Annotated in this window: 26 protein-coding genes; 19 read left to right on the forward strand and 7 right to left on the reverse strand. The window is 43.5% G+C overall.

Features of this window, described 5'->3' with window-relative positions:
• The first annotated feature begins 51 nt into the window (after positions 1–51).
• The 3 genes from BBA02S_RS13815 to BBA02S_RS13830 all read left to right on the forward strand — a co-directional run bounded on the left by BBA02S_RS13815 (position 52) and on the right by BBA02S_RS13830 (position 2615).
• Positions 52–414: a YisL family protein gene (locus BBA02S_RS13815; protein ID WP_041114067.1), complete on the forward strand. Its 363-nt coding sequence runs from the start codon at positions 52–54 to the stop codon at positions 412–414.
• A gap of 116 nt (positions 415–530) precedes the next feature.
• The gene (locus tag BBA02S_RS13820; RefSeq protein WP_041099183.1) at positions 531–734 is read left to right on the forward strand and encodes a hypothetical protein; all 204 of its coding nucleotides are present in this window, start codon (positions 531–533) and stop codon (positions 732–734) included.
• Positions 735–1106: 372 nt separating this feature from the next.
• Entirely contained in the window at positions 1107–2615 is a 1509-nt protein-coding gene (locus BBA02S_RS13830) for an alpha-amylase family glycosyl hydrolase (protein WP_041099187.1), read from the forward strand.
• A gap of 69 nt (positions 2616–2684) precedes the next feature.
• Here BBA02S_RS13830 and BBA02S_RS13835 read toward each other — a convergent pair whose 3' ends face one another.
• The 3 genes from BBA02S_RS13835 to BBA02S_RS13845 form a co-directional block, all read right to left on the reverse strand.
• Positions 2685–3545, reverse strand: coding sequence for an SDR family oxidoreductase (locus BBA02S_RS13835; RefSeq protein WP_041099189.1), 861 nt, complete (start codon positions 3543–3545; stop codon positions 2685–2687).
• A gap of 108 nt (positions 3546–3653) precedes the next feature.
• Positions 3654–4145: a YajQ family cyclic di-GMP-binding protein gene (locus tag BBA02S_RS13840; RefSeq protein ID WP_041099191.1), complete on the reverse strand. Its 492-nt coding sequence runs from the start codon at positions 4143–4145 to the stop codon at positions 3654–3656.
• Between the two features lie 28 nt (positions 4146–4173).
• Positions 4174–5088, reverse strand: a complete 915-nt coding sequence (locus BBA02S_RS13845; RefSeq protein WP_306305188.1) for a DegV family protein — start codon at positions 5086–5088, stop codon at positions 4174–4176.
• Between the two features lie 90 nt (positions 5089–5178).
• Between BBA02S_RS13845 and BBA02S_RS13850 the strand changes: the two genes are divergently transcribed.
• Positions 5179–5991 (forward strand): YitT family protein, encoded by an 813-nt coding sequence (locus tag BBA02S_RS13850; protein WP_041100230.1) that lies wholly within the window; start codon positions 5179–5181, stop codon positions 5989–5991.
• 54 nt (positions 5992–6045) lie between these two features.
• On the opposite strand, the gene BBA02S_RS13855 is transcribed toward BBA02S_RS13850, so the two are convergent.
• Complete coding sequence (locus BBA02S_RS13855; RefSeq protein ID WP_041099193.1) at positions 6046–6879, reverse strand: Cof-type HAD-IIB family hydrolase; 834 nt, start codon at positions 6877–6879, stop codon at positions 6046–6048.
• 190 nt (positions 6880–7069) lie between these two features.
• Here BBA02S_RS13855 and BBA02S_RS13860 point away from each other — a divergent pair, with 190 nt between their 5' ends.
• Positions 7070–7378, forward strand: a complete 309-nt coding sequence (locus BBA02S_RS13860; protein ID WP_041099195.1) for a metal-sulfur cluster assembly factor — start codon at positions 7070–7072, stop codon at positions 7376–7378.
• 68 nt (positions 7379–7446) lie between these two features.
• Here BBA02S_RS13860 and BBA02S_RS13865 read toward each other — a convergent pair whose 3' ends face one another.
• Positions 7447–8259: an undecaprenyl-diphosphate phosphatase gene (locus BBA02S_RS13865; RefSeq protein WP_041099197.1), complete on the reverse strand. Its 813-nt coding sequence runs from the start codon at positions 8257–8259 to the stop codon at positions 7447–7449.
• A 280-nt stretch (positions 8260–8539) separates the two neighbouring features.
• On the opposite strand from BBA02S_RS13865, the gene clpB reads away from it, so the two are divergent.
• On the forward strand, positions 8540–11137 hold the full coding sequence (clpB, locus tag BBA02S_RS13870; RefSeq protein ID WP_041114069.1) for an ATP-dependent chaperone ClpB: 2598 nt from the start codon (positions 8540–8542) through the stop codon (positions 11135–11137).
• Between the two features lie 68 nt (positions 11138–11205).
• Here the strand turns inward: clpB and BBA02S_RS13875 are convergent, their stop codons facing one another.
• The gene (locus tag BBA02S_RS13875; RefSeq protein ID WP_041100232.1) at positions 11206–11388 is read right to left on the reverse strand and encodes a YjzD family protein; all 183 of its coding nucleotides are present in this window, start codon (positions 11386–11388) and stop codon (positions 11206–11208) included.
• Between the two features lie 192 nt (positions 11389–11580).
• Here BBA02S_RS13875 and BBA02S_RS13880 point away from each other — a divergent pair, with 192 nt between their 5' ends.
• From BBA02S_RS13880 to BBA02S_RS13905, 6 genes are all read left to right on the forward strand, one after another.
• Complete coding sequence (locus BBA02S_RS13880) at positions 11581–12552, forward strand: BMP family ABC transporter substrate-binding protein (RefSeq protein WP_041099202.1); 972 nt, start codon at positions 11581–11583, stop codon at positions 12550–12552.
• A gap of 2 nt (positions 12553–12554) precedes the next feature.
• A complete protein-coding gene (locus BBA02S_RS13885) occupies positions 12555–12746 on the forward strand; it encodes a ComZ family protein (RefSeq protein WP_041099204.1) in 192 nt (63 codons plus the stop codon).
• Between the two features lie 165 nt (positions 12747–12911).
• The gene (locus BBA02S_RS13890; protein WP_041099206.1) at positions 12912–13844 is read left to right on the forward strand and encodes a beta-ketoacyl-ACP synthase III; all 933 of its coding nucleotides are present in this window, start codon (positions 12912–12914) and stop codon (positions 13842–13844) included.
• A gap of 40 nt (positions 13845–13884) precedes the next feature.
• Complete coding sequence (gene fabF / locus BBA02S_RS13895) at positions 13885–15129, forward strand: beta-ketoacyl-ACP synthase II (RefSeq protein ID WP_041114070.1); 1245 nt, start codon at positions 13885–13887, stop codon at positions 15127–15129.
• 161 nt (positions 15130–15290) lie between these two features.
• On the forward strand, positions 15291–15497 hold the full coding sequence (locus BBA02S_RS13900) for a YuzI family membrane protein (protein WP_041099210.1): 207 nt from the start codon (positions 15291–15293) through the stop codon (positions 15495–15497).
• 85 nt (positions 15498–15582) lie between these two features.
• The gene (locus BBA02S_RS13905) at positions 15583–16347 is read left to right on the forward strand and encodes a YjbA family protein (RefSeq protein WP_041099212.1); all 765 of its coding nucleotides are present in this window, start codon (positions 15583–15585) and stop codon (positions 16345–16347) included.
• A 51-nt stretch (positions 16348–16398) separates the two neighbouring features.
• Here the strand turns inward: BBA02S_RS13905 and trpS are convergent, their stop codons facing one another.
• Positions 16399–17388, reverse strand: a complete 990-nt coding sequence (gene trpS / locus BBA02S_RS13910) for a tryptophan--tRNA ligase (RefSeq protein ID WP_041114071.1) — start codon at positions 17386–17388, stop codon at positions 16399–16401.
• 616 nt (positions 17389–18004) lie between these two features.
• Between trpS and BBA02S_RS13915 the strand changes: the two genes are divergently transcribed.
• The 7 genes from BBA02S_RS13915 to spxA all read left to right on the forward strand — a co-directional run bounded on the left by BBA02S_RS13915 (position 18005) and on the right by spxA (position 25574).
• On the forward strand, positions 18005–19645 hold the full coding sequence (locus BBA02S_RS13915) for a peptide ABC transporter substrate-binding protein (protein ID WP_041099216.1): 1641 nt from the start codon (positions 18005–18007) through the stop codon (positions 19643–19645).
• 86 nt (positions 19646–19731) lie between these two features.
• A complete protein-coding gene (locus tag BBA02S_RS13920; RefSeq protein WP_041099218.1) occupies positions 19732–20667 on the forward strand; it encodes an ABC transporter permease in 936 nt (311 codons plus the stop codon).
• A 6-nt stretch (positions 20668–20673) separates the two neighbouring features.
• A complete protein-coding gene (locus tag BBA02S_RS13925; RefSeq protein ID WP_041099220.1) occupies positions 20674–21597 on the forward strand; it encodes an ABC transporter permease in 924 nt (307 codons plus the stop codon).
• A gap of 13 nt (positions 21598–21610) precedes the next feature.
• Positions 21611–22675 (forward strand): ABC transporter ATP-binding protein, encoded by a 1065-nt coding sequence (locus BBA02S_RS13930; RefSeq protein ID WP_041114072.1) that lies wholly within the window; start codon positions 21611–21613, stop codon positions 22673–22675.
• A gap of 2 nt (positions 22676–22677) precedes the next feature.
• Positions 22678–23607: an ABC transporter ATP-binding protein gene (locus tag BBA02S_RS13935; RefSeq protein WP_041099224.1), complete on the forward strand. Its 930-nt coding sequence runs from the start codon at positions 22678–22680 to the stop codon at positions 23605–23607.
• A gap of 554 nt (positions 23608–24161) precedes the next feature.
• Positions 24162–24737: a GNAT family N-acetyltransferase gene (locus BBA02S_RS13940; protein ID WP_041099226.1), complete on the forward strand. Its 576-nt coding sequence runs from the start codon at positions 24162–24164 to the stop codon at positions 24735–24737.
• Positions 24738–25178: 441 nt separating this feature from the next.
• Positions 25179–25574, forward strand: coding sequence for a transcriptional regulator SpxA (spxA, locus tag BBA02S_RS13950; protein ID WP_041099230.1), 396 nt, complete (start codon positions 25179–25181; stop codon positions 25572–25574).
• The last annotated feature ends 185 nt before the right edge of the window (positions 25575–25759 follow it).

Genomic DNA, 25759 nt, shown 5'->3' on the forward strand with positions numbered 1-25759 from the left:
TCTGCCAAAATGATACTATAGAAAAGAAAAAGCAGAAAGGAGGGAATTTAAATGGAAAGCTTATTTTTTAACAGCACCCATTTACATATTACAACTTGGGTCATCACGATTATTTTATTCTTTATTGCGGTCGGCAGATATTCTACGGGTGCTCATATGGCATTGAGATTGTTTTATATTCTTGTATTAGTTACAGGCTTGCTGCTATTTATTAAACACCATGGCATAAATGATATGCTTTACGGCATGAAAATGCTTGCCGGCATTTTGACAATCGGACTTATGGAGATGGTGCTGGTTCGAAAGAAAAAAGGAAAAGAGACGAGCAAGCTGCTGATCGGCGCAGTGATTTTGCTGATTGTTACTCTTTACTTAGGATTTAAACTGCCGATGGGCTTGAATTTCTTTGCTTAATGCTGAAAAAAGCTGTACCCGCTGTTATAGGCAGGGACAGCTTTTTTTATGTTAAAATATGTTAAAGTGAAAACAAACGGATCGCTTTAAGCAGCTGCTGAGAAAGAAGGGGTAAAATGAGGCGCTTGTCAGCCAATGAACAGGCTATCTATCTTGTCCTAGTGATGATCGCTGCGTGGTCAGGCTTTTGTATGACGGATGAAAAGCTGAAAATTGCAGTGAATGGTTCTGTGCTCGTGATGGTTGTGGCTATTAAAGTATTAGTCTATTTGCATAAGCGGAAATCGAAGAATGCCTCCGCTGAAGGTGAACAACACTAGCTCCTGAAGTCATCAAGCAATGAGTTTATGTCGGCTTTGCGAGGCGGCAGAGGGGCAGACAGGGTGTCGAAAAAGCCATGCCTCCACCGGAAAAAAGAAAAGCTGAGAAAAAGCAAGCAAAAGAGCTATAAAAGAGCGCTGAAAACCCAGAAGACTAAACATAAACACAGAGGCACATCATGCGCGCTTGATCATAACTGGCTGTTTCATCACCAGTTTTTTTATGGTTTGATCCATTATCCAGGCAAAGCCTGGTTTTATTTTCTCATTTATTGTAGATTTGTTGAACTTTCTTTTTTTGAGTTTGACGGCTGTCCTGGAAAAGCGTAATCTTAGAAGCGGTACGATCATTTTTTGGAGGGGGAAGCGGAAGTGAAAAAGAAGCTGTTTTCGCTCGTCTTATTACCGTTTCTTCTTTTATACGCCTTTCCTGTCAGCGCTGTAGAAAAAGAAGAACGAATGTGGCAAGATGAAACAATGTATTATTTAATGACTGATCGTTTTCATAATGGTAATAGCAAAAATGATAAAGAGATTAATAATAATGACCTGCGCGCTTATCAAGGCGGAGATTTCGCCGGCGTGGCCGATAAGCTGGACTATTTGCATGATATGGGCTTTACTTCTCTTATCATCAGCCCGGTTTTTGAAAACGCCAAGAGCGGATATCATGGTTACTGGGTCACTGATTTTTACCAAACCAATAAACAGTTTGGTTCCATGAAAGAGCTGAAGCATCTTGTGAAAGAGGCACATGACCGGGACATGAAAGTCATTGTTGATTTTCCGGTTAGACAAGTCAGCCCGTCCCACCCATGGGTGAAGGACCCAGCTAAGGCAGACTGGTTTCAAACAACAAGCGGCAAAACGGAAGAAGACTGGCTTGGCCCAATGGCTATTCTTAACCTTGAAAACAAGGCAGTTCAGCAGGAAATGACGAAGGCTGGCCAATGGTGGATCAAGAAAGCCGGCGTAGACGGCTACTACTTAAGTGATTCTGCTGAGGCTCCCCTTGCGTTTCTTCAGAGCTTTTCGAAAGAAATGAAGCAGCAAAAGAAAGACTTCTTTTTGCTTGGCGGGAGCGGGAAGAAGTCCAGCGTGAAGCAGTTCGAACGTTCTGGACTGGACAGCGTGATGAATGCGGAGCTGGCTGCTCAGCTGCAGGAGCAGTTTAAAAATGTGAAGCAGCCTTCTGATGAGGGAACGAAGCTCGTTGACGAAGCGGCAAAACAAGAAAAAGCCATCTTGTCAGCCAACTATTTAGATTCCATTAAGACCGCCCGCTTTACAAAGAAAGCGGTAGAGGAAAATATGTTCCCGGGTACGCGCTGGATGATGGGGCTAACTTATCTGTATACTGTCCCTGGGGTGCCGGTTGTTTACTACGGCTCAGAAGTGGCGCTTAATGGAGAAGAAGGAGCGGAAAGCCACCGCTTGCTCAGCTTCAAAGAAGACCAGGAGCTGGTTGACTACATCAAAAAAATCGGTGAACTGCGGCAGAAGCTGCCGGCATTAACCCGAGGTTCGTATGAGCCGATTTACGATAAGGATGGAATGACGGTCTTTAAACGCCAGTATAAAGGTGAAACATTGATCGTGGCTGTCAACAATTCAGATAAAACACAAAAAGTGGCAGTTCCCGCTGAAGAGCTTGACGACAACAAGGAACTGCGCGGACTGCTAGAAGGCGGACTGGCCCGTCCAGAGAATGGAAAGTTTTCACTCATTCTTGACAGAGAAACGGCGGAAATTTATGCATTGACTGAAAAGGCTGGTGCAAATAAACTGTTTATTGCCGCTCTGGCTGCTGTCTATATTATTTTTATGACCTTCCTTTACTTAGTATGGAAGCGGGGAAGAGCCTCCCGCAAATCTTCATAAAGAAGCAAGACTGCCATAAGCGCCGTTTACTCGCGGCGGCTTCATGGCAGTCTTTTTTAGTGTTCTTTCTTATCCGTTAACAACCGTTCCTCCGTTGACGTGAATCATTTGTCCTGAGATATAGCTGGAATCTTTGCTGGCGAGAAAAACATAGGCGGGAGCCAGTTCGTCAGGCTGTCCGGCGCGCCCGAACGGGGTGTCGGAACCAAACTTTTCTACTTTTTCAGCTGAGAAAGTAGAAGGAATCAGAGGCGTCCAAATAGGCCCCGGCGCCACACCGTTTACGCGAATGCCGTCTTTAGCCAGCGAGCCGGCAAGAGAACGGGTAAAGGAGACGATTGCTCCTTTGGTCGCCGAGTAATCAATGAGCGCTGGATTGCCTTGATAGGCGGTAATAGAAGCTGTATTAATAATGCTCGCCCCTTTTTTCAAGTGAGGGAGCGCGGCTTTTGTCATATAAAAGTAGCCAAAAATGTTTGTGCGGAAGGTTTTTTCCAGCTGCTCGGCTGTAATATCCAGCAGGCTGTTTTGCGGATGCTGTTCGCCCGCATTATTGACAAGCACGTCAATTTGTCCGAATGTATCAAGTGTTTTCTGAATGGCTTCCTTACAAAAATCTTCAGAACCAATGTCGCCGGAAATGAGCAGGCATTGCCGGCCTTCCTGCTCGATCAGCTTTTTTGTTTCCTTCGCATCTTCGTGTTCTTCTAAGTAAACAATCGCTACATCGGCTCCTTCCCGGGCAAAATAGACGGCCGCCGCCCGGCCAATGCCGCTGTCAGCACCTGTCAGCAAGGCTTTTTTTCCTTCTAGCTTGCCGCTTCCTTTATAATCGTTGTCGATATGATCAGGCTGCGGATTCATCAGCTCAGTTTTACCAGGCTGTACGTCTTGGTGCTGCTTAGGAAAGGTTTGCTTTTGTTCACTCATCCAATCACTCCTTCTGTAAATTCGTTATCCACTGTATGTTTACCCGGAGTGTCTGTATTTAACCATGAGAAAACCGGCAGGAAGGGCTCCGGCCGGCTCATAACAAGATTAGCGAAAGTTTACAAATTGCACATCAACCGTCAAATCGGCTTCGCGGACTGCAGCCATCACTTTTTGCAAATCATCTTTGTTCTTGCCGGTGACACGCAGCTGATCGCCTTGAATTTGAGACTTCACTTTAAGTCCGCTGTCTTTAATCAGGGCATTGATTTTCTTTGATGTTTCTTTATCAATCCCTTGGACTAATTTAGCGCGCTGGCGGACAGTGCCGCCTGAAGCGCCTTCTATTTTTCCGTAATCTAAATTTTTAACGGGAACCGCCCGTTTAATTAATTTGCTGAGCAGGACATCTTTCAATTGCTCCAGCTTAAACTCATCGTCGGAAGTAAGCACGATTTCTTCATTATCGAGAGACAGGTTGCTTTTGCTTCCTTTAAAGTCGTAACGGGTTTGAATTTCTTTTAATGCTTGAGTAATTGCATTTGTTACCTCTGAAAAATCAACTTTTGAAACAATATCAAATGAATTTTCTTTAGCCATTTCTTTTCCGCCTTTCTATTTGTTATCTTTAAGAGGATAGATCTGTATTTAAGAAAAATAAAGCAATGGTGCCTGGGCCGGCATGAGAGGCGATAGCTGATCCAATAATATGGGTAAAGATCTCTTGACAGTGAAACCGTTCATTGATCATGGATTTCAGCAGTTCCGCAGCCTCAGGATCGTCGCCGTGGCTGATAGCGATTCGCTGGCTGCTCAAATGTACGCCGCGCTGTTCCATTATATCGAGCATGCGATTAAATGCTTTTTTTCGGCCGCGGATCTTTTCAATCGGGATCAGCTTTCCGTCTTCGACATGAAGAATCGGTTTAATATTTAATAGCCCGCCAATCCAAGCGGCTCCATTGGAAAGACGGCCGCCTTTGGCCAGGTGGCCCAGATCTTCAACAGTAAAAATGTGCTCCATGTGTTGACAATGGAATTGAATGTCCGCTACAATATCCTCCTTCGGCCATCCTTTTTGCAGACACTCAGCCGCCTGTCTGACAATCAAACCGTAGCCTAAGGAGGCGGCTTTTGTATCAATAATGGTCAGGTCAAGGTCAGAATATTTCTCTTGTACTTGATCACGAACCATTACAGCAGTTTGGTATGTACCGGAGAGGGCAGAAGAGAAGGCAAGATAAATACCTGGTTCGCCGCTCTCAGCAAGTTCTGTAAATAGCTTTTCAAGCAGAAGCGGGGAAGCTTGGGAAGTTTTCGGCATTTCTCCTTGGCGAATAGCCTCGTATACTTTTTTGGGATTAATGCCTTTTATATCTTCATAGTCTTCACCGTACAAATGAACACGAAGCGGAATGAGTGTGACCTGATGGTTATCAAAAAAATCGAGCGGCAGATCACAGCCTGAATCAGCAAATAGCTTCATTTGTTGAATACCCCCTTTATCTGTAATAATTGTAAAGGCTTCATCGAAAAATAACAATTAAATTTACCCCCGGCTGCAAAAGCAGTGGAGCAAGGAGGAGAGAAGTTGGTAAAAGAGTCTGTTTGGAGTGTAACTAAGAAAGTGATTATGGTGGTCATTGGCGCTTTTTTAAATGCCCTGTCCATGAATTTTTTCCTTATTCCGGCCAATGTATATGCCAGCGGATTTCAAGGCGTAGCCCAGCTGTTGTCAAACATTTTTACTTCCTTTACGCCGATTAGCATATCGGTAGGTTTTTTACTGGTCTTATTAAATATTCCTGTAGCAATTCTCGGCTGGATGAAAGTTGGAAAGTCCTTTACCATTTTCAGCTTTTTGTCTGTTGTCATCACGACGATCTTCCTTGAGCTGATACCGGTCAAAGCTTTATCTGAGGACATTATTTTAAATGCTGTTTTCGGCGGTGTGATCGGAGCAACAGGCGTTGGCCTCACCTTAAAATGGGGGGCTTCGACTGGCGGTCTTGACATTGTGGCTATGATCCTTTCAAGAATGAAGGACCGGCCAATCGGGAATTATTTTCTCATTATGAACGGAGTAATCATTGCACTCGCCGGCTTGATTTTCGGCTGGGAAAAAGCATTATATACATTGGTGGCATTATATGTTTCCACACGTGTAGTAGATGCGATTCATACGCGCCATGCCAAGCTGACTGCCATGATTATTACGGATAAATCGGAAGAAGTAAAAACGGCGATTCATGCCAAGCTTGTCCGGGGAATTACAGTCGTACCGGCAAAAGGGGCGTTTTCAGGCAAGGAACGCGAAATGCTGATCATTGTCATTACAAGATATGAACTGTATGACTTGGAAAGAATTTTAAAAGAAGTTGATCCGAATGCTTTTACCAACATTGTAGAAACGGCAGGAATTTTCGGCTTTTTCAGAAAAGAGTAAAGAGGAGAGAAACGCCGGCTTGTACGCCTAAAAAGCGTACGATACCGGCGTTTCTTACATGGCAGACTTTTCATCCGCCGCCAAGTTTAATTTATGCTCCAAAAAGGCGGCAACCCCGTCTTCTTCGTTAGTTAAAGTAATTTCATTGGCAATGTTTTTGAGCTCATTGATGGCATTGCCCATTGCCACGCCGGTTCCGGCATACTCAATCATTTCTAAATCATTGTCCTCATCGCCAAACGCGATAATCCGCTCTTTAGGAATATTTAAGTCCGCTGCCGCCCGCTGAATGCCGATCGCTTTATTCAAGCCTAATTTTACAAGCTCAATGACGTGCCACGGAGCATTCCATCGTCTATGGTGAATGACTTCGGCATGTACCTCGCTTAAATGGCCGCGAATCAACGGAGCTGTTTTTTCGGTAGCCTGGATCAGCATGCAAGTAGGATCATCCATGAGCATTTGACGCAAATCGCCGGTTGTAACGGCGGGATTGCCCAGATTGAACAGATTGATGAGCCGTTCATCATGATAATGAAAATACAAATCATCCTGTACTTCGGCAATGATATTGTGAAAGTCGAAGTCATGGCAGGCATCTACGATTTCGGCAGCCGTTTTCAGGTCCATCGGTTCATGGTACAGTCCCCAGCTATTATTTCTTGGATGATGAACAAAGGCGCCATTGAAATTTACCATTGGCGTGACAAGACCTAACTCTTGATAATAAAGCCCGCTGGAACGATAAGGCCGCCCGGTGGCAATCATTACTTCATGGCCTTGCTCCATTGCTTTTCTCAGCACCTTTTTTGTACGGACAGAGATTTTTTTGTCATCTGTCAGCAACGTGCCGTCTAAATCGACGACGATTAAATGTTTTTCAGCCATTGACCTGAAGACACTCCCTTTCATCGTTTTCTTTTTTAAGTGTACGCTTAATTCCATACTTATGTCCAATGAAGCCTAGTTATTTGCATGAAATTTACCTGCTGGCTGGAAAATAAGCGTTACAGGTGATAATTTGTCCCAAGCTTTGTTATCATAAGGATAATGCGAAGCCAGAAGGAGGAAGAAAATAATGGAGCAGGATTTAAAAGAAAATATTTTGGGAGCGCTGGAACAAGTAATCGATCCTGAGCTTGGTATTGACATTGTCAATCTTGGCCTGGTATATGATGTTGATATGGATGAATCCGGACATACAAAAGTAACGATGACGTTGACTTCCATGGGCTGTCCGCTTGCCGGGGTCATTGTCGACCAGGTAAAGGCGGCGCTTGCTGATATTCCGGAAGTGAAGGATGCAGAAGTGGATATCGTCTGGAATCCGCCATGGTCCCGGGATAAAATGTCCCGCTACGCTAAAATTGCGCTCGGCATTCAATAAGAAAAAACTGCCCGCAGAGATACTTGCGGGCAGTTTTTTTGTATTTGACAGCACCGGCAGCTGACTAATTAAAGAAAGATCAGCGCGAGCGGTCCGACGATAAAGCAATAAATGGCGAAGTATTTCAAATTCCCTTGCGCCATGATATTCATGAACCATTTTAAAGAAAAATAAGACATGACGAATGAACCGATGAAAGCTACTGTATAAGGAATGGCCAGTTCTTGCAAATTAGGGTTGCCAAGAATGTCCGAGAAGCCTAAAACCATGCCGCCGACGCTGACCGGAATAAACAACAGAAAGGAAAAGCGAAGAGCGGTTTCTTGCTTCATGCCAAGTCCCATAGCAGCTACAATTGTGGCTCCGGAACGGCTGATGCCGGGAATGAGGGCAATCGCCTGGGCGCAGCCGATAATAATGGCGTCTCTCATACGCATGTCGCCATCGTTCTTGCGTCCCCGCAAATTGCGAATCGTCCATAAGGCGATTCCGGTAATGATCAGTGTAATGGCTACCGTGCGCACACTGGATAATTGCTGCTCGATAAAGTCGCCGAATACGACGCCGATGACTCCCGCAGGAATCGTGGCAATAATTAAATAGATAATAAACATGAACTCGGACCGGTCTTCAGGCTGTCGGGTTTTTACATAATTCAGCCCATTTGTTGCCAGCCGCATGATATCGGCACGGTAAATAACGAGCACGGCAAGCAAAGAAGCAGAGTTGACGAGCAGTTCAAAGGAAAGATCCTTCATTTCTATCCCGAAAAAGTGCTTAGCCAGCTGTAAGTGACCGCTTGAAGAGATCGGAATGGGTTCAGTAAATCCTTGAAACAAACCTAAAAATAAATATTTTAATAGCAAATAAGCATGATCCACAATAAAATCCTCCGTTTAATCCATTTCGCTAGAGTGATAGGGCAGCATAAGCCCGCTTCTTGATTGATCGGCACAATAAAGATAAAGGAGTCCAAGACGAATAAGGCATTCACTTTTATACTTTAGCATGATTGGGAAAGAAAGTATAAAGATATCCTTTTTCATAAGCGGTTCATTCAATCAAATTTCTTTGCTAGTCCCCCTTATCGCTTTACATTTTATGTGATCAGCCTCTATAATTTAATAAAAGGTCAAAAAAGGTCAAAAGAGGTGGAGAGAGTTGGATATCGAACGGATGACGTTATCAGTGCAGGAAGCGTTGGCAGGGGCCCAAAGGATAGCGGAAGAGAATCAGCATACAGAAATTGACTTAGCCCATTTTTTGCTCGCGCTGATCGACCGCCCGGATAGCCTGATGGCAAGAATTATTGAAAGGACAGGCAGTCAGCCGGCTCGTTGGCTGGAATTTCTTCGAGGCGAACTGCCTAAGAAACCGTCCATTGCCGGATCGGGAGTAAAGTATGGAGCTTACCTTACAGCGGCTTTGCAATCAGCCTTGAATGAAGCGGAACGGTTAAAAGAAAAATGGGAGGATGACTATCTTTCTGTCGAGCATATTGCGTCGATCCTCCCTGGAACCACCGATTACGCGATCAACAGTTTTTTGCAGAAGGAACAGCTTACACAGGAAAAAATCAATGAAGCAATCAAAGAAATAAGGGGGAATCAAAAGGTGACATCACAACAGCCGGAAGCAGGATATGAAGCATTAAAAAAATACGGACGGGATTTAGTGGAAGAGGTTCGTTCTGGAAAGATTGACCCGGTGATTGGCCGTGATAATGAAATTCGCCATGTGATTCGCATTCTTTCCCGAAAGACAAAAAATAATCCGGTCTTAATTGGAGAGCCAGGAGTTGGGAAAACGGCTATTGTGGAAGGATTAGCACAGCGGATTGTCCGTAAAGATGTGCCGGAAGGGCTAAAAGACAAAACGATTTTCGCTCTTGACATGAGTGCGCTGATTGCGGGCGCAAAATTCCGCGGAGAATTTGAAGAGAGGCTGAAGGCTGTTTTAAACGAGATCAAAAAAAGCGATGGACGCATCTTATTGTTTATTGATGAACTTCATACAATCGTTGGAGCCGGAAAGACAGAAGGGGCCATGGATGCCGGCAACATGCTAAAGCCAATGCTTGCCCGCGGAGAGCTGCACTGCATTGGCGCAACTACGCTTGAAGAACACCGGAAGTATATTGAAAAAGACCCGGCGTTAGAGCGCCGCTTCCAGCAGGTGCTCGTTCAAGAGCCGACACCAGAAGATACCATTTCCATTTTACGCGGCTTAAAGGAACGCTTTGAAATTCACCATGGCGTCAAGATCCATGACCGGGCGCTTGTTGCCGCCGCCGTGTTATCCAACAGATACATTACCGACCGTTTCCTGCCTGATAAAGCGATCGATTTAGTGGATGAGGCATGTGCCACCATCCGGACAGAAATTGATTCTATGCCGAGCGAACTGGATGAAGTGACCCGGCGTGTCATGCAGCTGGAAATTGAAGAAGCGGCTTTGCAGAAAGAGACAGATATATCCAGCAAGGAAAGGCTGGAGCAGTTGCAAGAGGAGCTGGCGAATTTAAAAGAGAAAGCTGCTGAAATGAGAGCGCGCTGGGAGGCTGAAAAAGGAGCAATCGGGCAAGTTCAGGAAAAAAGAGAGCTTCTTGAACGGCTGAGAAGGGAACTGGAGGATGCTGAAGGCCGTTATGATTTAAACAAGGCTGCTGAGCTTCGCCATGGAAAAATCCCGGCTGTTGAGAAAGAACTGGCTCACTTGGAAGAAGAAATGGAGAAAGCGAACGAAAGTGAGAACCGTTTACTGCGCGAGGAAGTCACAGAAGAGGAAATTGCTGATATCGTTGCCCGCTGGACCGGCATCCCGGTTACCAAGCTGGTTGAAGGAGAGCGGGAAAAGCTGCTGCGCTTAGAGAGCATTATGCATGAGCGGGTCGTCGGACAAGATGAAGCAGTTCAACTGGTAAGCGACGCCGTCCTCCGCGCCCGGGCAGGAATTAAAGATCCAAACCGGCCTATCGGTTCCTTTATCTTTTTAGGACCGACTGGCGTGGGGAAAACGGAGCTCGCCAAAACACTTGCGAATACACTGTTTGATAGCGAGGAACAAATGATTCGCATTGATATGTCCGAGTATATGGAAAAGCATGCGGTATCCCGCTTAATCGGCGCTCCTCCCGGATATGTCGGCTTTGAAGAAGGCGGTCAGCTGACAGAGGCGCTGCGCAGAAAGCCGTATTCGGTTGTGCTGCTTGATGAAATTGAAAAAGCGCACCCGGAAGTATTCAATATTTTGCTTCAGATGCTCGATGACGGACGGATTACTGATTCCCAAGGGCGGACGGTCGACTGCAAGAATACAGTAGTCATCATGACATCGAATATTGGCTCCGAGTATTTGCTGGACCGCAAAGAGAATGAGGAAGAGATTCAGGAGGCAACGAAGGAAAAAGTGATGCGGCAGCTTCGCAGTCATTTCCGGCCGGAATTTTTAAACCGTGTGGATGACATTGTCCTCTTTAAGCCGTTAAGTCTCGAAAATATTAAAGGCATTGCTGAGCGAATGATCAATGACTTAAAGCGCCGGCTGGAAGATCAGCAAATCAGCCTTGTTTTGACTGAAAAAGCTAAAGAGTTTATTGCACAGGAAGGGTTTGACCCGGTGTATGGAGCACGGCCGCTGAAGCGATTTATCCAGCATCAAATTGAAACGAAGCTGGCACGCGCCATTATTTCCGGCGATATTCTTCCTCATAGTGAAGCGGTAGTGGATGCGGAAAATGGAGAGCTTGTCATTAAATAAAGCCTGATTAAACCAAAAAAAGCGGCTGCCCAAGCAGCCGCTTTAAATTGAAGCTGAAAACTTTCCGATTAATGCTGTTCAGCCTGATCGTCTGTGAGAAGCGCAGAGAAAATGAACAGAAGAATAGTTGCAATGATTGAAAGAATCAAGCCTGTCATAAAGTTGAATTCAGCCCCGTTCATTGAGCTGACAACATATGTTAACATTTCAGTCAATAAAAAAGTCCAAAAGAAAGTCATGATATATTGCATCGAATATCCCTCCTCCAAAAGAAGATATGTATATAAACCACCATTAATCATAGCACATAAAAGAAGCAGATTTAAATGAATTTTTGTCATTATTTTTAACATTTTTATTCATCCTATCCGAAAAAACTTTTTCTTCTCAGCAAATACAGTTAAGATATAAAAGGTAGGGGTTGTGTATAAAGGAGAAAGAATATGTACAACAAAAGATTACTGCTTATATTAGGAATTTGTTTACTCGTATTTCTTGCCGGTTGTTCAGAGGAAAAAGAGTCAAAGAAACTGAAGAAAGTCGGTTTGCTAGTTCCTGATACTATTAATGACCAAGTATGGGGAACGAACGGATACATGGGAATGTTAAAAATCCAAAAGGCGTATGGAACCGATATTTTTTATAAGGAAAATATCCATTCTCAAGCACTGGTCGAACGGGCTGTAGAGGAATTTTCACATAAAGGCATCAATATTGTATTTGGCCACGGCAACGAATACGCCGATTATTTCAATAAACTGGCCCCTGATTATCCGGATATGCATTTTGTCAGCTTTAACGGCAATGCCAACGAAAAAAATACAACAAGCTTAAAGTTTGAAGCGCATGCTATGGGGTTTTTCGGCGGAATGACAGCTGCTCACTTTTCTAAAACCGGCACGGTGGGTGTGGTAGCTACTTATAAATGGCAGCCAGAAGTCAAAGGGTTTGTTGAAGGAGCGAAATTTGCACGGAAAGACATCCATGTAGCCGCTCGATATGTAGAAAACTGGGATGACAGCGAAAAAGCGCTGCAGCTGCTGGATAAGGTAATTGCTGAAGGCGCAGATGTTGTTTATCCGGCTGGAGATGGCTATAATGTAGCTGTTATTGACAAATTGAAGGCAAAAGGCCTGCATGCAATCGGTTATGTATCAGACCAATCGGATCTCGGAAAAGAGACGGTTTTGACAAGTACTGTCGAGCATGCCGATAAACTGTATTTGCTTGTTGCTGACCAGTTTGTTAAAGGAAAATTGAAGTCTGGCAATCTTCATTTTGACTTTGCAGACGGGGTGATTTCATTAAGCCCCTTCAGTGAAGAAGTAGATAAAGATTTTCAAAAGAAAATCAACGGGTATATTGACCAGTATATCAAGACAGGCAAATTGCCAAACAAACAAATGGAGGAATAAAAATGAACGAAAACAAAAACATGGAATTTGTTCAAATTGCGATGAAATATTTGCCGGAAGCACAGGAAAAATTAAAAGAAGCAGGAATTGACTTTTCCGTAGATTTAATAGAGCCATTTATGGGGCTATTTTTAAATGTCATGAATGAGGCCTATGAACTGGGTAAACAAGATGCTCAGCAAGAGAATCAATAATAGAAAAAAGGACCGCCCTAAAATCGTAAGGGACGGTCCTTTTTCTATCGTTCGAGCAGGAAGCGACAATATTCGCCTATTGCAAAAACGGTCTTTCTTCAGTAAAATTAGTACCAAGTCTTAATAATTGATTATATAATAAAGCACTTGAAAGAAGGGGTCCTGATGAACGCAGGAATTATTGGCATGGGCCAATTTGTGCCTGAAAAAGAATTAACAAACTTTGACTTGGAAAAAATAATGGATACATCCGATGAATGGATACGGACAAGAACAGGCATTGAGGCGAGAAGAGTTGCCGATGATGATATGGATACATCCGATATGGGAGTTAAAGCAGCTGAGCAAGCTGTAAAGAACGCAGGCATTTCTCCGGAGGACATTGATTTAATTATTGTAGCAACCGTTACTCCGGATTATCGTTTTCCTTCGGTAGCCACCATGATCCAGCACCAAATTGGAGCGAAAAACGCTGCAGCTATGGATATTAGTGCTGCCTGTGCCGGCTTTATGTATGGCATTGTGACAGCGAAGCAGTTCATAGAAACGAACGATTACAAATATGTGCTTGTTGTAGGCGTAGAAAAGCTCACAAAAGCAGTCGACTGGTCAGACCGCAATACAGCAGTCTTATTCGGCGATGGTGCGGGTGCCGCTGTTGTAGGACAAGTGTCGGAAGGACGGGGAATCCTGGCCTTCGAGTTGGGTGCGGACGGTTCTGGATTAAAGCATCTATACCAAAAGGAGTATATTCAAATGAATGGCCGTGAGGTATTTAAGTTTGCGGTTCGCCAGATGGGAGAGTCTTGCGTAAATGTACTCGAAAAGGCAGGGCTTCAAAAAGAGGATGTCGACTTTTTGCTTCCGCATCAGGCTAATATCCGTATTATGGAGGCAGCCCGCCAGCGGCTCGATTTGCCACAGGAGAAAATGTCGGTGACCATTAATAAATATGGAAATACCTCCTCTGCTTCTATTCCGCTCACTTTAATAGAAGAGCTGGAATCAGGAAGAATTAAAGAGGATGATGTATTGATCATGGTAGGCTTTGGCGGCGGACTTACATGGGGCGCAATTGCCATGAAATGGGGACGCTAGATTTATATAGTAATGGAATAACTGTGAAGGAGTGGAAATAGTGGAAAAACGAAGAGTAGTCATTACAGGGCTCGGAATTGTTTCGCCTGTTGGAAATACAGTAGAAGAAGCCTGGGCTAATATTTTAAGCGGTATCAGTGGAGTTAAGCCGTTAACGCGAGTGAATCCGGATGATTATCCGGTAAAGGTAGCAGCTGAAATTGATGATTTTAACCCGGAAGACTTTATGGATAAACGGGATGCCCGCAAAATGGACCGCTTTACGCAATACGCGGTTGCTGCAGCCAAGATGGCTGTGAAAAACGCAGATTTAACCATCGATGAATCGAATGCTGACCGTATTGGTGTCTGGGTCGGCTCTGGAATCGGGGGCATGGAAACGTTTGAAAATCAATTCAAAACCTTCCTTGACCGCGGATATCGGCGGGTCAGCCCCTTCTTTGTTCCCATGATGATCCCGGATATGGCGGCTGGACAAGTCTCTATTTTTCTAGGGGCCAAAGGGGTTAATTCTTGTACCGTAACCGCGTGTGCAACCGGTACGAATTCCATTGGTGATGCCTTTAAAGTGATTCAGCGCGGCGATGCTGATGCAATGATCACCGGAGGAAGTGAGGCGCCAATTACTCAAATGTCTGTCGCCGGCTTCTGTGCCAATACCGCTTTATCCACAAATCCTGATCCGAAAACAGCAAGCCGTCCATTCGATGCTAAGCGTGATGGCTTTGTTATGGGAGAAGGAGCAGGCATTATTGTATTGGAAGAGCTTGAACACGCGAAAAAGCGTGGAGCGCATATTTATGCAGAAATCGTTGGATATGGAGCTACCGGTGATGCCCACCATATTACAGCACCGGCACCGAATGGGGAAGGCGGGGCAAGAGCCATGAGTATAGCGCTTGAAGACGGCGGAATTCAGCCGGAAGAAGTCGATTATATCAATGCCCATGGAACGAGCACCCCATATAATGATGAATTTGAAACAGCAGCCATTAAACACGTATTTGGTGAACATGCTTATAGCTTGGCAGTCAGCTCGACAAAATCAATGACAGGCCATTTGCTCGGCGCAGCAGGAGGCGTAGAAGCCATCTTTACGGCATTGGCCATTAAGAACAATATGCTCCCGCCGACAATTAATTATGAAACACCAGATCCGAAGTGTGATTTGGACTACGTGACGAATGTGTCGCGGAAAAAAGAAATCCATGTGGCCCTCAGCAATTCTCTTGGTTTTGGCGGCCACAATGCGACCATCGCTCTGCGTAAATACAAGCCTGAATAAGAAATATGCAAAAGGTGAATCAAAGCCGAGCGGCTTTGATTCACCTTTTTTTATTGCGCTATTCGCTGTTGATCCGTGCTTTTTGGCATTTTCTTTATTTGCCGGCATACATATATAGGACAAGCTGCTGCAGCCTAATCAATTGATAAAGGAAGAAGAAAATGGCCTTACGCCTAGTTGCCTTTTTAATCGGCTTTGGTTGGTCCATCCTCGGCGGGGTAAGCTGCATTATGTATTTAAATTTGCTGACAGCCGGGTTTTCTATAGGAGAGTACGTCCAATTTGTTTCTGAACGGGTGGAGTGTTATTTGCTGGCCGCTGGGATTTTCATGATGACGGTCGCTATTTATTTTCCCACAAGGCAATAAAGAAAAATTAGTCGCTGAAGGAATAATTTTACTTCGCGTTGCCCATACTTGAAGACAAATAGATGAAGAAGTGAGGAGGTTCATTATGTTATATCTTCATGATGTTTGGGTAAACTGGTTTGAAGGAGAGGAGAACGGATACAATGTGTGCCACTACCATGAATGGCGCAAGGAGGATGCCGTTGAGCTATTGGATCAAGTGCCTCTGCTTTTAATAGACGAGGAATTATTTAATTATATTGAAAATCATTTAGCTGAATTGCCGAAACAATTGCTTGAGGACGTACGCAGAAAAGCCTTTTTGAGAAGAAACCATGAGCGAATACAGCTTGAGCACTGCTTTGTCGTTACAGATGGAAAAGGCATACTTGCTGTTGATACGATGGGGTATACGATTCCGGTTCGGAAAAGCCGGCTTGTGCCGAGACAGGAACAGCTCGCTTTTGAAATGTTTGAGGTTCATCCGGTTACAACGTATGAACTCGAATGGGAAATGGAAGAAAAAGAGTATCACATTTTATCTCTTTCCCCTGAATGCATGAAAGGGCTGACGAGAAAGGAAAGACAGCTGAAACAGCTTTTATTTATGGCGCTGGATCAACTGTTTGCTTCAAAAAATTCAGCAGAGATTCGCTATTGGTATACGGAGTGGATGCCGGAGCGTTACGCTGATATTCAAACGATGAACGTAGAGGACATCAAGCGGATCTTCATGGAAGAAACGATGGAAGGGTGGACAGGCCGTCACAATCGTCTTTGTGAAAACTTGATAAAAGGGCAGCCCTTTTTCGAAAAACTGTGGGAAACGGAGCATACCTCAAAAATGAATCAATTGAACGAAAAAAGCTGAACCTGATTTGTCAGGTTCAGCTTTTTGTGCGGCAAGCCGGATAAGCAGCTCTTATCTTCTTTTTCTGCCAAGGCCCATAGCATTTTCCATTTTCTTTAGCATTTTGCCGGCCGTTTGATTCGCCTTTAGCGCTCCTTCATCAAGGATATGGTCCAGTTCCTCAGACTCAAGCAGCTCATAGTAGCGCTTTTGAATTGGTTCTAAATGGCGGATGACTACTTCAGCCAATTCAGCTTTAAAGTCGCCGTAGCCTTTTCCTTCGTAACGCGTTTCCACTTCCTCAACCGATAATCCGCTGAGCACAGCATAAATAGAGATCAAATTAGAAATGCCCGGTTTGTTTTCCTTGTCATATTTTACGATGCCATCTGAATCGGTCACAGCGCTTTTGATTTTCTTTTCGATTTGCTTCGGTTCATCGAGCAAGGAAATAAAGGCTTTTGTGTTTGGATCTGATTTGCTCATTTTTTTCAATGGGTCCTGCAGTGACATCACGCGGGCGCCCGATTTAGGAATACGGACTTCCGGAATAGTGAATATATCGTTATATTTGCGGTTGAATCTTTCGGCAAGATCTCTTGTCAGCTCCAAGTGCTGCTTTTGGTCTTCGCCAACCGGCACTAAATCGGCGCTGTACAATAAGATATCAGCAGCCATAAGCGGCGGATAGGTAAGCAATCCAGCGGAAACTGCTTCCTTGCCGGCAGATTTGTCTTTAAATTGTGTCATGCGCTCTAACTCGCCAATATAGGCCACGCATTGCAGCATCCAGCCGGCCTGAGCATGGGCGGGCACCTCGGATTGAATAAATAGGGTGGCCTTTTGAGGATCAATTCCGACAGCTATGTATAAAGCGGCAAGACTGCGAATATTTTGGCGTAATTTAAGGCGGTCTTGCGGCACTGTAATCGCATGCTGATCGACAATGCAGAAGTAGCAGTGATAGTCATCCTGCAGTTCAGTAAATTGCTTAAGGGCACCAATATAGTTGCCAAGGGTGATTGTACCGCTCGGCTGGATGCCGGAAAATATTGTTTTCATAAATAATCCCTCACTTCTCAGTTGACAAAATTATAAACAAATCCTCTCTAACTTTCAAGGCAGTCCGGTAATGGATAGGAGCAAAACAGCGTCTTGCCGCTTTTAAAACTGACAGGAGCCGGGTGTTTGCCCTCTGTTTTCTTTTGCGGCTATTTTACAAACTGTCAAAATAAGTGATCAGCCTCATCTTATACATCGAAAAGAATAAAGATACAAGTATAGGTGTAGGGGAAAGAGATATGTTTTAACTTAGCCTATTTCCATTAAATAATAGAAATATAGCAAAAACAGGAAATGATTATGGCTTTTTGTTATAATGAAACTCTGAAATAAAAAAGGGGATTCTTCAATAAAGTTATACCATAAAAGCTTTAATAGAAAAATTATTCGGAATAATTAGTAAATGAAAGCGCTTTATCACGGTGAATTATTATTCAATTAAATTCAAAACCTGTTTACAAGCGTGTTTTAGGGGATATAACATTTGTGTAACAAAAACATATTTATTTTTTTGAAAAATTTCAAATAATTATTGCAAAAAAACTAAGAAAGTTTATAATTAGTAAAGAAATCTTCTGAATAATCAGGAAGAAAATAAAGAATAAGGGGGATTCAGATGAAGAAAAGAAAATATGCTCTTTTTCTCGCTTTATTGCTTGCGCTAAGCACGTTCCTGGCAGCCTGTGGCGGCGGAAACGGCGGCGGTGGCGACAAAGCCGGAGGAAATGGGAAAGAGGATAACAAAAAAGAATTAAAAGTCAACATTAAAACAGAGCCGTTTTCTATGCATCCGGGCTTGGCTAACGACAGCACATCCGGATCTGTGTTGAGAAATACGTTTGAAGGGTTGACGCGAATCAACAAAGACGATAAGCCGGAAAATGCAGCCGCTGAAAAAGTGGATGTATCCGAAGACGGAAAAGTGTATACGTTTACAATTCGAGATCATAAATGGTCAAACGGCGATCCTGTAACAGCCCAAGACTTTGAATATGCGTGGAAATGGGCGCTTGATCCGAAAAACCAATCTCAATATGCTTACCAGCTTTATTACTTAAAAAATGGTCAAGCAGCGAACGAAGGAAAAGCTAAAATTGAAGATGTAGGCGTTAAAGCGAAAGATGAGAAAACACTTGAAGTAACGCTTGAAAACCCTACACCTTATTTCTTGGAATTAACTGCTTTCTATACTTATTTACCTGTTAACAGCAAAGTGGCTCAAAAGAATCCAAACTGGTATAAAAATGCCGGCGAGGATTATGTATCCAACGGTCCTTACGTGATGGATCAATGGGAGCACAGCGACAAAATCGTTCTTAAGAAGAATGACCAATATTGGGACAAAGACACTGTCAAGCTTGATAAGATTGACATGCTGATGATCAATGATGTAAACACAGAGCTATCCATGTTCAAAAAAGGCGAGCTTGACTGGGCTGGTTCACCGTTCAGCGCGCTGCCAACTGATGCAATGGAAAGCTTAAAGGCGGATAAAACTTTAAATATTAAACCAATTGCCGGTGTTTATTGGTACAAGTTTAATACTGAAGCGGAACCGTTAAACAATGTGAACATCCGTAAAGCGCTTGCTTATGTAATTGACAGAAAGTCTATTGTAGAGAAGATTTCAAAAGGCGGTCAAATTCCAGCGATGGCTGCAGTTCCGCCAAGCATGTTTGAAGAAAACGAAAAAGGCTACTTCAAAGATCATGATGTGAAGACTGCAAAAGAATATTTAGAAAAAGGCTTGAAAGAGCTTGGTTTGAAAGATGCTTCAGAGCTTCCGGAAATTACGATTTCCTACAATACAGATGAAGCTCACCAAAAGATTGCTCAAGCAATCCAAGACACTTGGAAGAAAGAATTAGGCGTTAAAACAAAGCTTGGAAATGAAGAATGGGCTGTCTACATTGAAAAACTTCACTCCGGTGACTATATGGTTGGACGTATGGGCTGGCTTGGAGACTTCAATGATCCAATCAACTTCCTTGAGCTGTTCCGTGAGAAAAAAGGCGGAAACAATGATACAAACTGGGAAAATCCAGAGTTTAAGAAATTGCTAGTTGATTCTCAAAAAGAAATGGATCCTGCCAAGCGTTCTCAAATGCTGAAGGATGCAGAAAAAATCTTTGTCGATGAAATGCCAGTAGCTCCAATCTATTTCTATACGAACTCTTGGGTACAAAGAGATAACCTGAAAGATGTAGTGATGTCCGGTCTGGGCGACGTACAGCTGAAATGGGCTCACTTTGAGTAATTAATTTCTTAATCAAGGGTATGTGGGGGAATTTCCTGCGTACCCTTGAGTTTTGACTTTCCTGCATAATATTGGAGGTGCACACAATGATCAAATATTTTGGCAAGAGATTTTTCTACATGTTTTTGTCCTTATTAGTCATCATTACAGCAACATTCTTTCTTATGAGGCTTGCTCCAGGAAACCCTTTTACCTCTGAAAAACAATTACCCCCAGAAATAGAAGCAAACTTAAATGCTCATTATGGGCTTGATCAGCCATGGTATGTTCAATACTTTGATTATTTAAAAAGAATTGCTACTTGGGATTTCGGCCCTTCGTTTAAATATAAAGGGCAAACGGTTAATGATATTATCAGCGAAGGTTTTCCAGTGTCGTTAGCGCTAGGAATTGAAGCCATTTTTATTGCTTTAGCATTAGGCGTTTTGCTCGGCGTTCTTGCCGCCCTTTATCACAACAAGTGGCAGGACTACTCATCAATGATATTCGCCGTTGTCGGGATTTCAGTCCCATCATTTATTATGGCTGCCTTGCTGCAGTATATCTTTGCGATTAAACTCCAAGTGCTTCCTGTAGCCCGATGGGATTCGTTTGCACATACCATTCTTCCTGCATTGGCATTAGCGACTACTCCGCTGGCGTTTATTGCCCGGTTAACTCGTTCATCCATGCTTGAGGTTTTGTCCAATGACTATATTAAGACAGCCAAAGCAAAAGGATTGAGCCGCGGGGTCATCACTGTTAAGCATGCGGTCCGCAATGCGATGATGCCAGTTGTTTCTTATCTCGGCCCATTATCGGCGGGAATTATTACCGGAAGCTTTGTTATCGAGAAGATCTTCGGTATTCCGGGATTAGGATCGCATTTTGTCACCAGCATTCAAAACCGCGATTATACAGTGATCATGGGTGTTACCGTGTTTTACAGTATTTTGCTACTTTTATCCATTTTTATCGTGGACATTATCTATGGATTAATTGATCCGCGGATTAAATTAAGAGCACACAAGAAGGGAGCCTAAGCTGAAATGAGCGCATTGCCAAATAAAAAGGATAAATTTGTAGTTGTCGGTTCACAGGCAGATCATGCTGAAAAAATTAATAAACCGAGTTTGTCATTTTGGAAAGAAGCTTGGCTTCATTTTAAAAAGAATAAATTAGCTATGTTTGGCGCACTTCTTCTGATTGTACTGATTACTATGGCGGCTATCGGTCCTCATATCGTGAAATATGATTACGCCACAAATGATTTAATGAATTCAAATCAGCCGCCGTCTAAGGAGCACTGGTTTGGCACCGATGACCTTGGCCGTGATGTCTTCGCCCGTACATGGGAAGGCGCGAGAATTTCTCTCTTTATCGGGATTGCCGCTGCTTTAATCGATTTGGCGATCGGCATTATCTGGGGAGGCATTGCTGGTTATAAAGGCGGCCGTGTGGATGAGATTATGATGCGTATTGCCGATATCTTATACGGCATTCCGAACCTTCTTATGATCATTATTCTCATGGTCGTGCTCGGCCAAGGGCTGGGAACGATGATTTTAGCAATGACGATTACCGGCTGGATTGGCATGGCGCGGATCGTGCGCGGACAAGTGCTTCAACTGAAAACACAGGAATTCGTATTAGCTTCCCGCACGTTGGGCGCTGATTCCAGAAGAATTCTCTTTAAACACTTGATTCCTAATTCAATGGGACCGATTCTTGTTACTCTTACTTTAACTATTCCGACCGCTATTTTCACGGAAGCCTTCTTAAGCTTCTTGGGATTAGGGCTAAATCCTCCTCTGGCAAGCTGGGGAACGATGGCTTCAGATGGATTGCCGGCGCTTGAGTATTTTCCATGGCGGTTATTTTTCCCGGCAACCTTTATCTGTTTAACGATCTTTGCTTTTAACGTAATCGGAGACGGCTTAAGAGACGCGCTTGATCCGCGGTTAAGAAAATAGGAGGAAACATGCGATGGAAAAGCTACTGGAAGTAAAAAACTTAGAAGTCGGATTTCAGACGTATGGCGGTTATGTACAGGCTGTCAGAGGCGTCAGTTTTGATGTAAACCGAGGAGAAACACTCGCGATTGTTGGTGAATCCGGATCGGGAAAAAGTGTAACTACACAGGCGATCATGAAGTTGATCCCAATGCCGCCAGGTGAAATTAGAAACGGTCAAATTTTGCTGGATGGAGAAGATTTGGTTCCGAAAACGTCTAAACAAATGGAGAAAATTCTCGGACAAGACGTTAGCATGATTTTTCAGGATCCAATGACTTCTTTAAATCCTACGATGAGAGTTGGCGCACAAATTACAGAAGTAATCTTAAAGCATAACAATGTCAGCAAGGAAACAGCCAATAAAAAAGCGATTGAATTATTGGAGCTGGTTGGTATTCCAAGAGCCGAAGAACGGGTGAGACAATACCCTCATCAATTTTCAGGCGGGATGAGGCAAAGGGTCATGATCGCTATTGCTCTTGCAGCTAATCCGAAGCTGCTGATTGCCGATGAACCGACTACCGCGCTCGACGTAACTATTCAGGCGCAAATATTAGAACTCATGAAAAGCATTAAAAAGGAAGTAGGATCTTCTATTATTTTCATCACCCATGATTTAGGGGTGGTTGCCAATGTGGCCGACCGGGTAGCAGTTATGTATGCCGGACAAATTGTGGAAATTGGCACAGTAGATGAAATCTTCTACGATCCGCGCCATCCTTACACATGGGGACTCATGGCTTCCATGCCTAGCTTGGAAACGGTGGATGAAGGACAATTGGAAGCGATTCCAGGAACGCCGCCTGATTTGACCAATCCTCCAAAAGGAGATGCATTTGCTCCAAGAAATCCGTATGCGCTGCAGATTGACTATGAAGAGGAGCCGCCGATGTTCCAGGTTTCTCCAACACACTTTGCCAAAACATGGCTTTTACACCCGGAGGCACCAAGAATCGACCCTCCTGAAGCTGTCCTTAAAAATAGAAGGAAGCTGGCAGGAACGTTTGAAAAGCCGGTTATGGTAATGGAGGTTTAACGATGAAAGAAAAGCTGATTGAAGTAAAAGGACTGAAACAATATTTTAACATCGGCTCTCCCAACGAAGTCCGGGCCGTAGACGATGTGTCATTCGATATTTATAAAGGGGAAACGCTCGGCCTTGTCGGCGAGTCTGGCTGCGGAAAATCAACAACCGGACGGACGATTATTCGGCTGTATGACGCCACAGACGGAGAAGTGCTGTTCAAAGGCGAGGATGTCCACGGCAAGAAATCAAAAAAAGCATTAAAAGAATTTAACCGAAAAATGCAAATGATCTTCCAAGATCCGTATGCTTCATTGAATCCGCGCATGAAGGTAGCAGATATTATTGCAGAGGGAATCGATATTCATGGCTTGGCCAAATCGAAAAAAGAGCGTATGGAAAAAGTGTACAAGCTGTTGGAAACAGTTGGATTAAACCGCGAGCATGCGAATCGCTATCCGCACGAGTTTTCCGGCGGCCAGCGCCAGCGGCTCGGCATTGCGCGCGCCTTGGCCGTGGAGCCTGATTTCATTATCGCGGATGAGCCGATTTCGGCCCTAGATGTATCGATTCAGGCACAGGTGGTTAACCTGATGCAGCAGCTGCAAAAAGAAAAAGGCTTGACCTATTTATTTATTGCCCACGATTTATCCATGGTAAAGTATATTAGCGATCGGATTGGGGTTATGTATTTTGGCAAGCTTGTAGAACTGGCGCCAAGTAGTGTGCTGTACCAAAAGCCGCTGCATCCATATACACAGTCGCTGCTTTCAGCCATTCCGCTTCCGGACCCGGATTATGAACGGAATCGTGTACGGAAAACTTATGATCCCGCGGTTCACAACTATGCCGCCGGTGAAGAAGTAAAGATGAGAGAAGTAGCACCGGGTCACTGGGTGTATTGCTCTGAAAAAGAATTTCAACAGCATAAAGCGACGTATTAATCAATAAAAAAGGGAGTCTTCCATATGGCCAAATGATGGCCGGCTAGGGAAGGCTCTTTTTTTGCGCAGAATCAGCCGCAGGCAGAAAAACATTAGAAAGAAGCTTCTCCCTAAAAAATGGGTCAAAGGATAAACGTTCCATCATTTATCGACAGAATAGGTGGAGTAAAAGGCAGCAGACGCGGGTAAAAAAGGAGTGGAAATGAAAGAAAAAAGGAGGGAATAGGGAAAAAGACATAGCGGCATAGAACCATACAAATGACTGACAGAGTATGTTAAGGTGAAAAACAGGAAGCAGAAGGCCACACGTACTGCAGCCATTCACCTCTTAGACCTCAAGAATTTATTCTTTCGGCGCTGTGATTAGATGCTGTTGATTTCTTAACCGCTCATGTAAGCGCACCTGAAGCAAAATCTCTAGAAACATTCACCATATTATTTAACAGAGCCATTCTTTCTAATCAAGCGGCATAAACAAAAGGAGATTGTGGAAAGCTAGCACTAGGTGTATGCCTGATGTGGATGACACACTATGATAAGGAAAGGAAGATTCAATGCATTGGTATGAAAAATTAAATCAGTATTTCCCAATTGAAGAAATGAAATCAAAAGAACATATGGAATTGCTTCTAGAAGAACGAAGCGATATTTATCATAAAGATGAAGGACCACACCACGTGCTTATTTATGTGGAATTTGATGAGTTTGTATTTGTTGATTACTTGTTCGTGTCCAAAGATGCCCGAGGCCAAGGACTTGGCCATCAATTGATTAACAAATTGAAAGCAAAAGAAAAAGCGATTATTCTTGAGGTAGAACCGGTAAATTATGAGGATACAGATAGTGAAAAGCGGCTGCGTTTTTATGCGAGAGAGGGGTTCAGCCATGCGTCAACTATTGGATATTCCAGGCGTTCACTGGCTACAAATGAAGTAAATGATATGGAAATCCTTTATTGGGCTCCTCACGATGAAACAGAAGAAAAGATTTATGAAAGCATGAAAAAAACCTATTCACTTATTCATAAATATAAAGACAAAGAACTATACGGCGAGCCGTTTGATCCGGTACAAGAGGTTTTATCCAGAGATAAAACTAGAGATGAAGATATATTAAAAGAGTTAATATAAAGAAAGGCGGTCCCAAATTAGAAAGCCAGATTCGATTGACAAAAAGAGCTCCATAACGAGCAGATGGAACCTGGCCATTTGAGGGCCGCCTTTTATTTTTTTAGTAAAATATTTATTAGTGGTTTAGACGGGAAAGAGAACGGGTAAAAGTAAGGAATAAGAGAATATAGAACAAGTCTATATTTCAGAGAACAAAGTGTAGTGAAACCGCTTATCAGCTACGGCTGGCTTATTCGGCGGCCGAAAGCCATTAAAAAAATAAAAAAAGTTTGTAATTATTATTACAATGTAATGAAAACTGTATTCATGAGCCGTTCCATCATGTATAATATATATTGTAGCCGGAGCACTTGAAGCTATTGATATCGACTGCTTCATGAATGGATATTCCTCATGAAAAACAGGTATTATATTCTAATCTTTAAGGAGTGTGTTTGAGGAATGGTTACTTTATATACTTCACCAAGTTGTACTTCCTGCCGTAAAGCAAAAGCATGGTTAGAAGAACACGAAATTCCATACGTTGAAAGAAATATTTTTTCCGAGCCTTTGAGCATCGAAGAAATTAAAGAAATATTGCGAATGACAGAAGATGGCACGGACGAAATCATTTCCACACGCTCAAAGATCTTCCAAAAGCTCAATGTAGATCTTGAAGCGTTGCCTCTGCAAAACCTGTTTGAACTGATCCAATCTAATCCAGGGTTGCTTCGCCGCCCGATCATTTTGGACGAGAAACGGTTGCAAGTAGGCTATAACGAAGATGAAATTCGCCGCTTCTTGCCAAGAAAAGTGCGTACATTCCAATTGAAGGAAGCGCAACGGCTCGTCAACTAAAGAAGAGAACCTTCATACCAGAAGTATGAGGGTTTTTATTTTTATTTCCAGGTTGTAATTTTAGGAAAATTCGGATAGAATAACGAAACACTCTTTTTATTTTGGAATCATTATATTTTCATTTGTGGTGTGTTTAGCATACAATAGAATCAGGTAGATGTATACCATCAGGCCATTTGGGGCAA

Origin of the sequence: Bacillus badius NBRC 15713, assembly GCF_001591605.1 — a bacterium.
In the GTDB taxonomy this organism is placed as follows: domain Bacteria; phylum Bacillota; class Bacilli; order Bacillales; family Domibacillaceae; genus Pseudobacillus; species Pseudobacillus badius.

What these genes read in the sequence shown, in the direction of transcription:
- BBA02S_RS13885 (WP_041099204.1), top strand. Translation starts at nt 12,555, where the DNA reads ATGAACGAAAACAAAAACATGGAATTTGTTCAAATTGCGATGAAATAT.
- BBA02S_RS13855 (WP_041099193.1), bottom strand. Translation starts at nt 6,879, where the DNA reads ATGGCTGAAAAACATTTAATCGTCGTCGATTTAGACGGCACGTTGCTG.
- BBA02S_RS13920 (WP_041099218.1), top strand. Translation starts at nt 19,732, where the DNA reads ATGATCAAATATTTTGGCAAGAGATTTTTCTACATGTTTTTGTCCTTA.
- BBA02S_RS13905 (WP_041099212.1), top strand. Translation starts at nt 15,583, where the DNA reads ATGTTATATCTTCATGATGTTTGGGTAAACTGGTTTGAAGGAGAGGAG.
- BBA02S_RS13925 (WP_041099220.1), top strand. Translation starts at nt 20,674, where the DNA reads ATGAGCGCATTGCCAAATAAAAAGGATAAATTTGTAGTTGTCGGTTCA.
- BBA02S_RS13860 (WP_041099195.1), top strand. Translation starts at nt 7,070, where the DNA reads ATGGAGCAGGATTTAAAAGAAAATATTTTGGGAGCGCTGGAACAAGTA.
- BBA02S_RS13835 (WP_041099189.1), bottom strand. Translation starts at nt 3,545, where the DNA reads ATGAGTGAACAAAAGCAAACCTTTCCTAAGCAGCACCAAGACGTACAG.
- BBA02S_RS13890 (WP_041099206.1), top strand. Translation starts at nt 12,912, where the DNA reads ATGAACGCAGGAATTATTGGCATGGGCCAATTTGTGCCTGAAAAAGAA.
- BBA02S_RS13935 (WP_041099224.1), top strand. Translation starts at nt 22,678, where the DNA reads ATGAAAGAAAAGCTGATTGAAGTAAAAGGACTGAAACAATATTTTAAC.
- BBA02S_RS13940 (WP_041099226.1), top strand. Translation starts at nt 24,162, where the DNA reads ATGCATTGGTATGAAAAATTAAATCAGTATTTCCCAATTGAAGAAATG.
- BBA02S_RS13915 (WP_041099216.1), top strand. Translation starts at nt 18,005, where the DNA reads ATGAAGAAAAGAAAATATGCTCTTTTTCTCGCTTTATTGCTTGCGCTA.
- BBA02S_RS13850 (WP_041100230.1), top strand. Translation starts at nt 5,179, where the DNA reads ATGGTGGTCATTGGCGCTTTTTTAAATGCCCTGTCCATGAATTTTTTC.
- BBA02S_RS13900 (WP_041099210.1), top strand. Translation starts at nt 15,291, where the DNA reads ATGGCCTTACGCCTAGTTGCCTTTTTAATCGGCTTTGGTTGGTCCATC.
- BBA02S_RS13820 (WP_041099183.1), top strand. Translation starts at nt 531, where the DNA reads ATGAGGCGCTTGTCAGCCAATGAACAGGCTATCTATCTTGTCCTAGTG.
- BBA02S_RS13840 (WP_041099191.1), bottom strand. Translation starts at nt 4,145, where the DNA reads ATGGCTAAAGAAAATTCATTTGATATTGTTTCAAAAGTTGATTTTTCA.
- BBA02S_RS13815 (WP_041114067.1), top strand. Translation starts at nt 52, where the DNA reads ATGGAAAGCTTATTTTTTAACAGCACCCATTTACATATTACAACTTGG.
- trpS (WP_041114071.1), bottom strand. Translation starts at nt 17,388, where the DNA reads ATGAAAACAATATTTTCCGGCATCCAGCCGAGCGGTACAATCACCCTT.
- BBA02S_RS13880 (WP_041099202.1), top strand. Translation starts at nt 11,581, where the DNA reads ATGTACAACAAAAGATTACTGCTTATATTAGGAATTTGTTTACTCGTA.
- BBA02S_RS13930 (WP_041114072.1), top strand. Translation starts at nt 21,611, where the DNA reads ATGGAAAAGCTACTGGAAGTAAAAAACTTAGAAGTCGGATTTCAGACG.
- BBA02S_RS13875 (WP_041100232.1), bottom strand. Translation starts at nt 11,388, where the DNA reads ATGCAATATATCATGACTTTCTTTTGGACTTTTTTATTGACTGAAATG.
- spxA (WP_041099230.1), top strand. Translation starts at nt 25,179, where the DNA reads ATGGTTACTTTATATACTTCACCAAGTTGTACTTCCTGCCGTAAAGCA.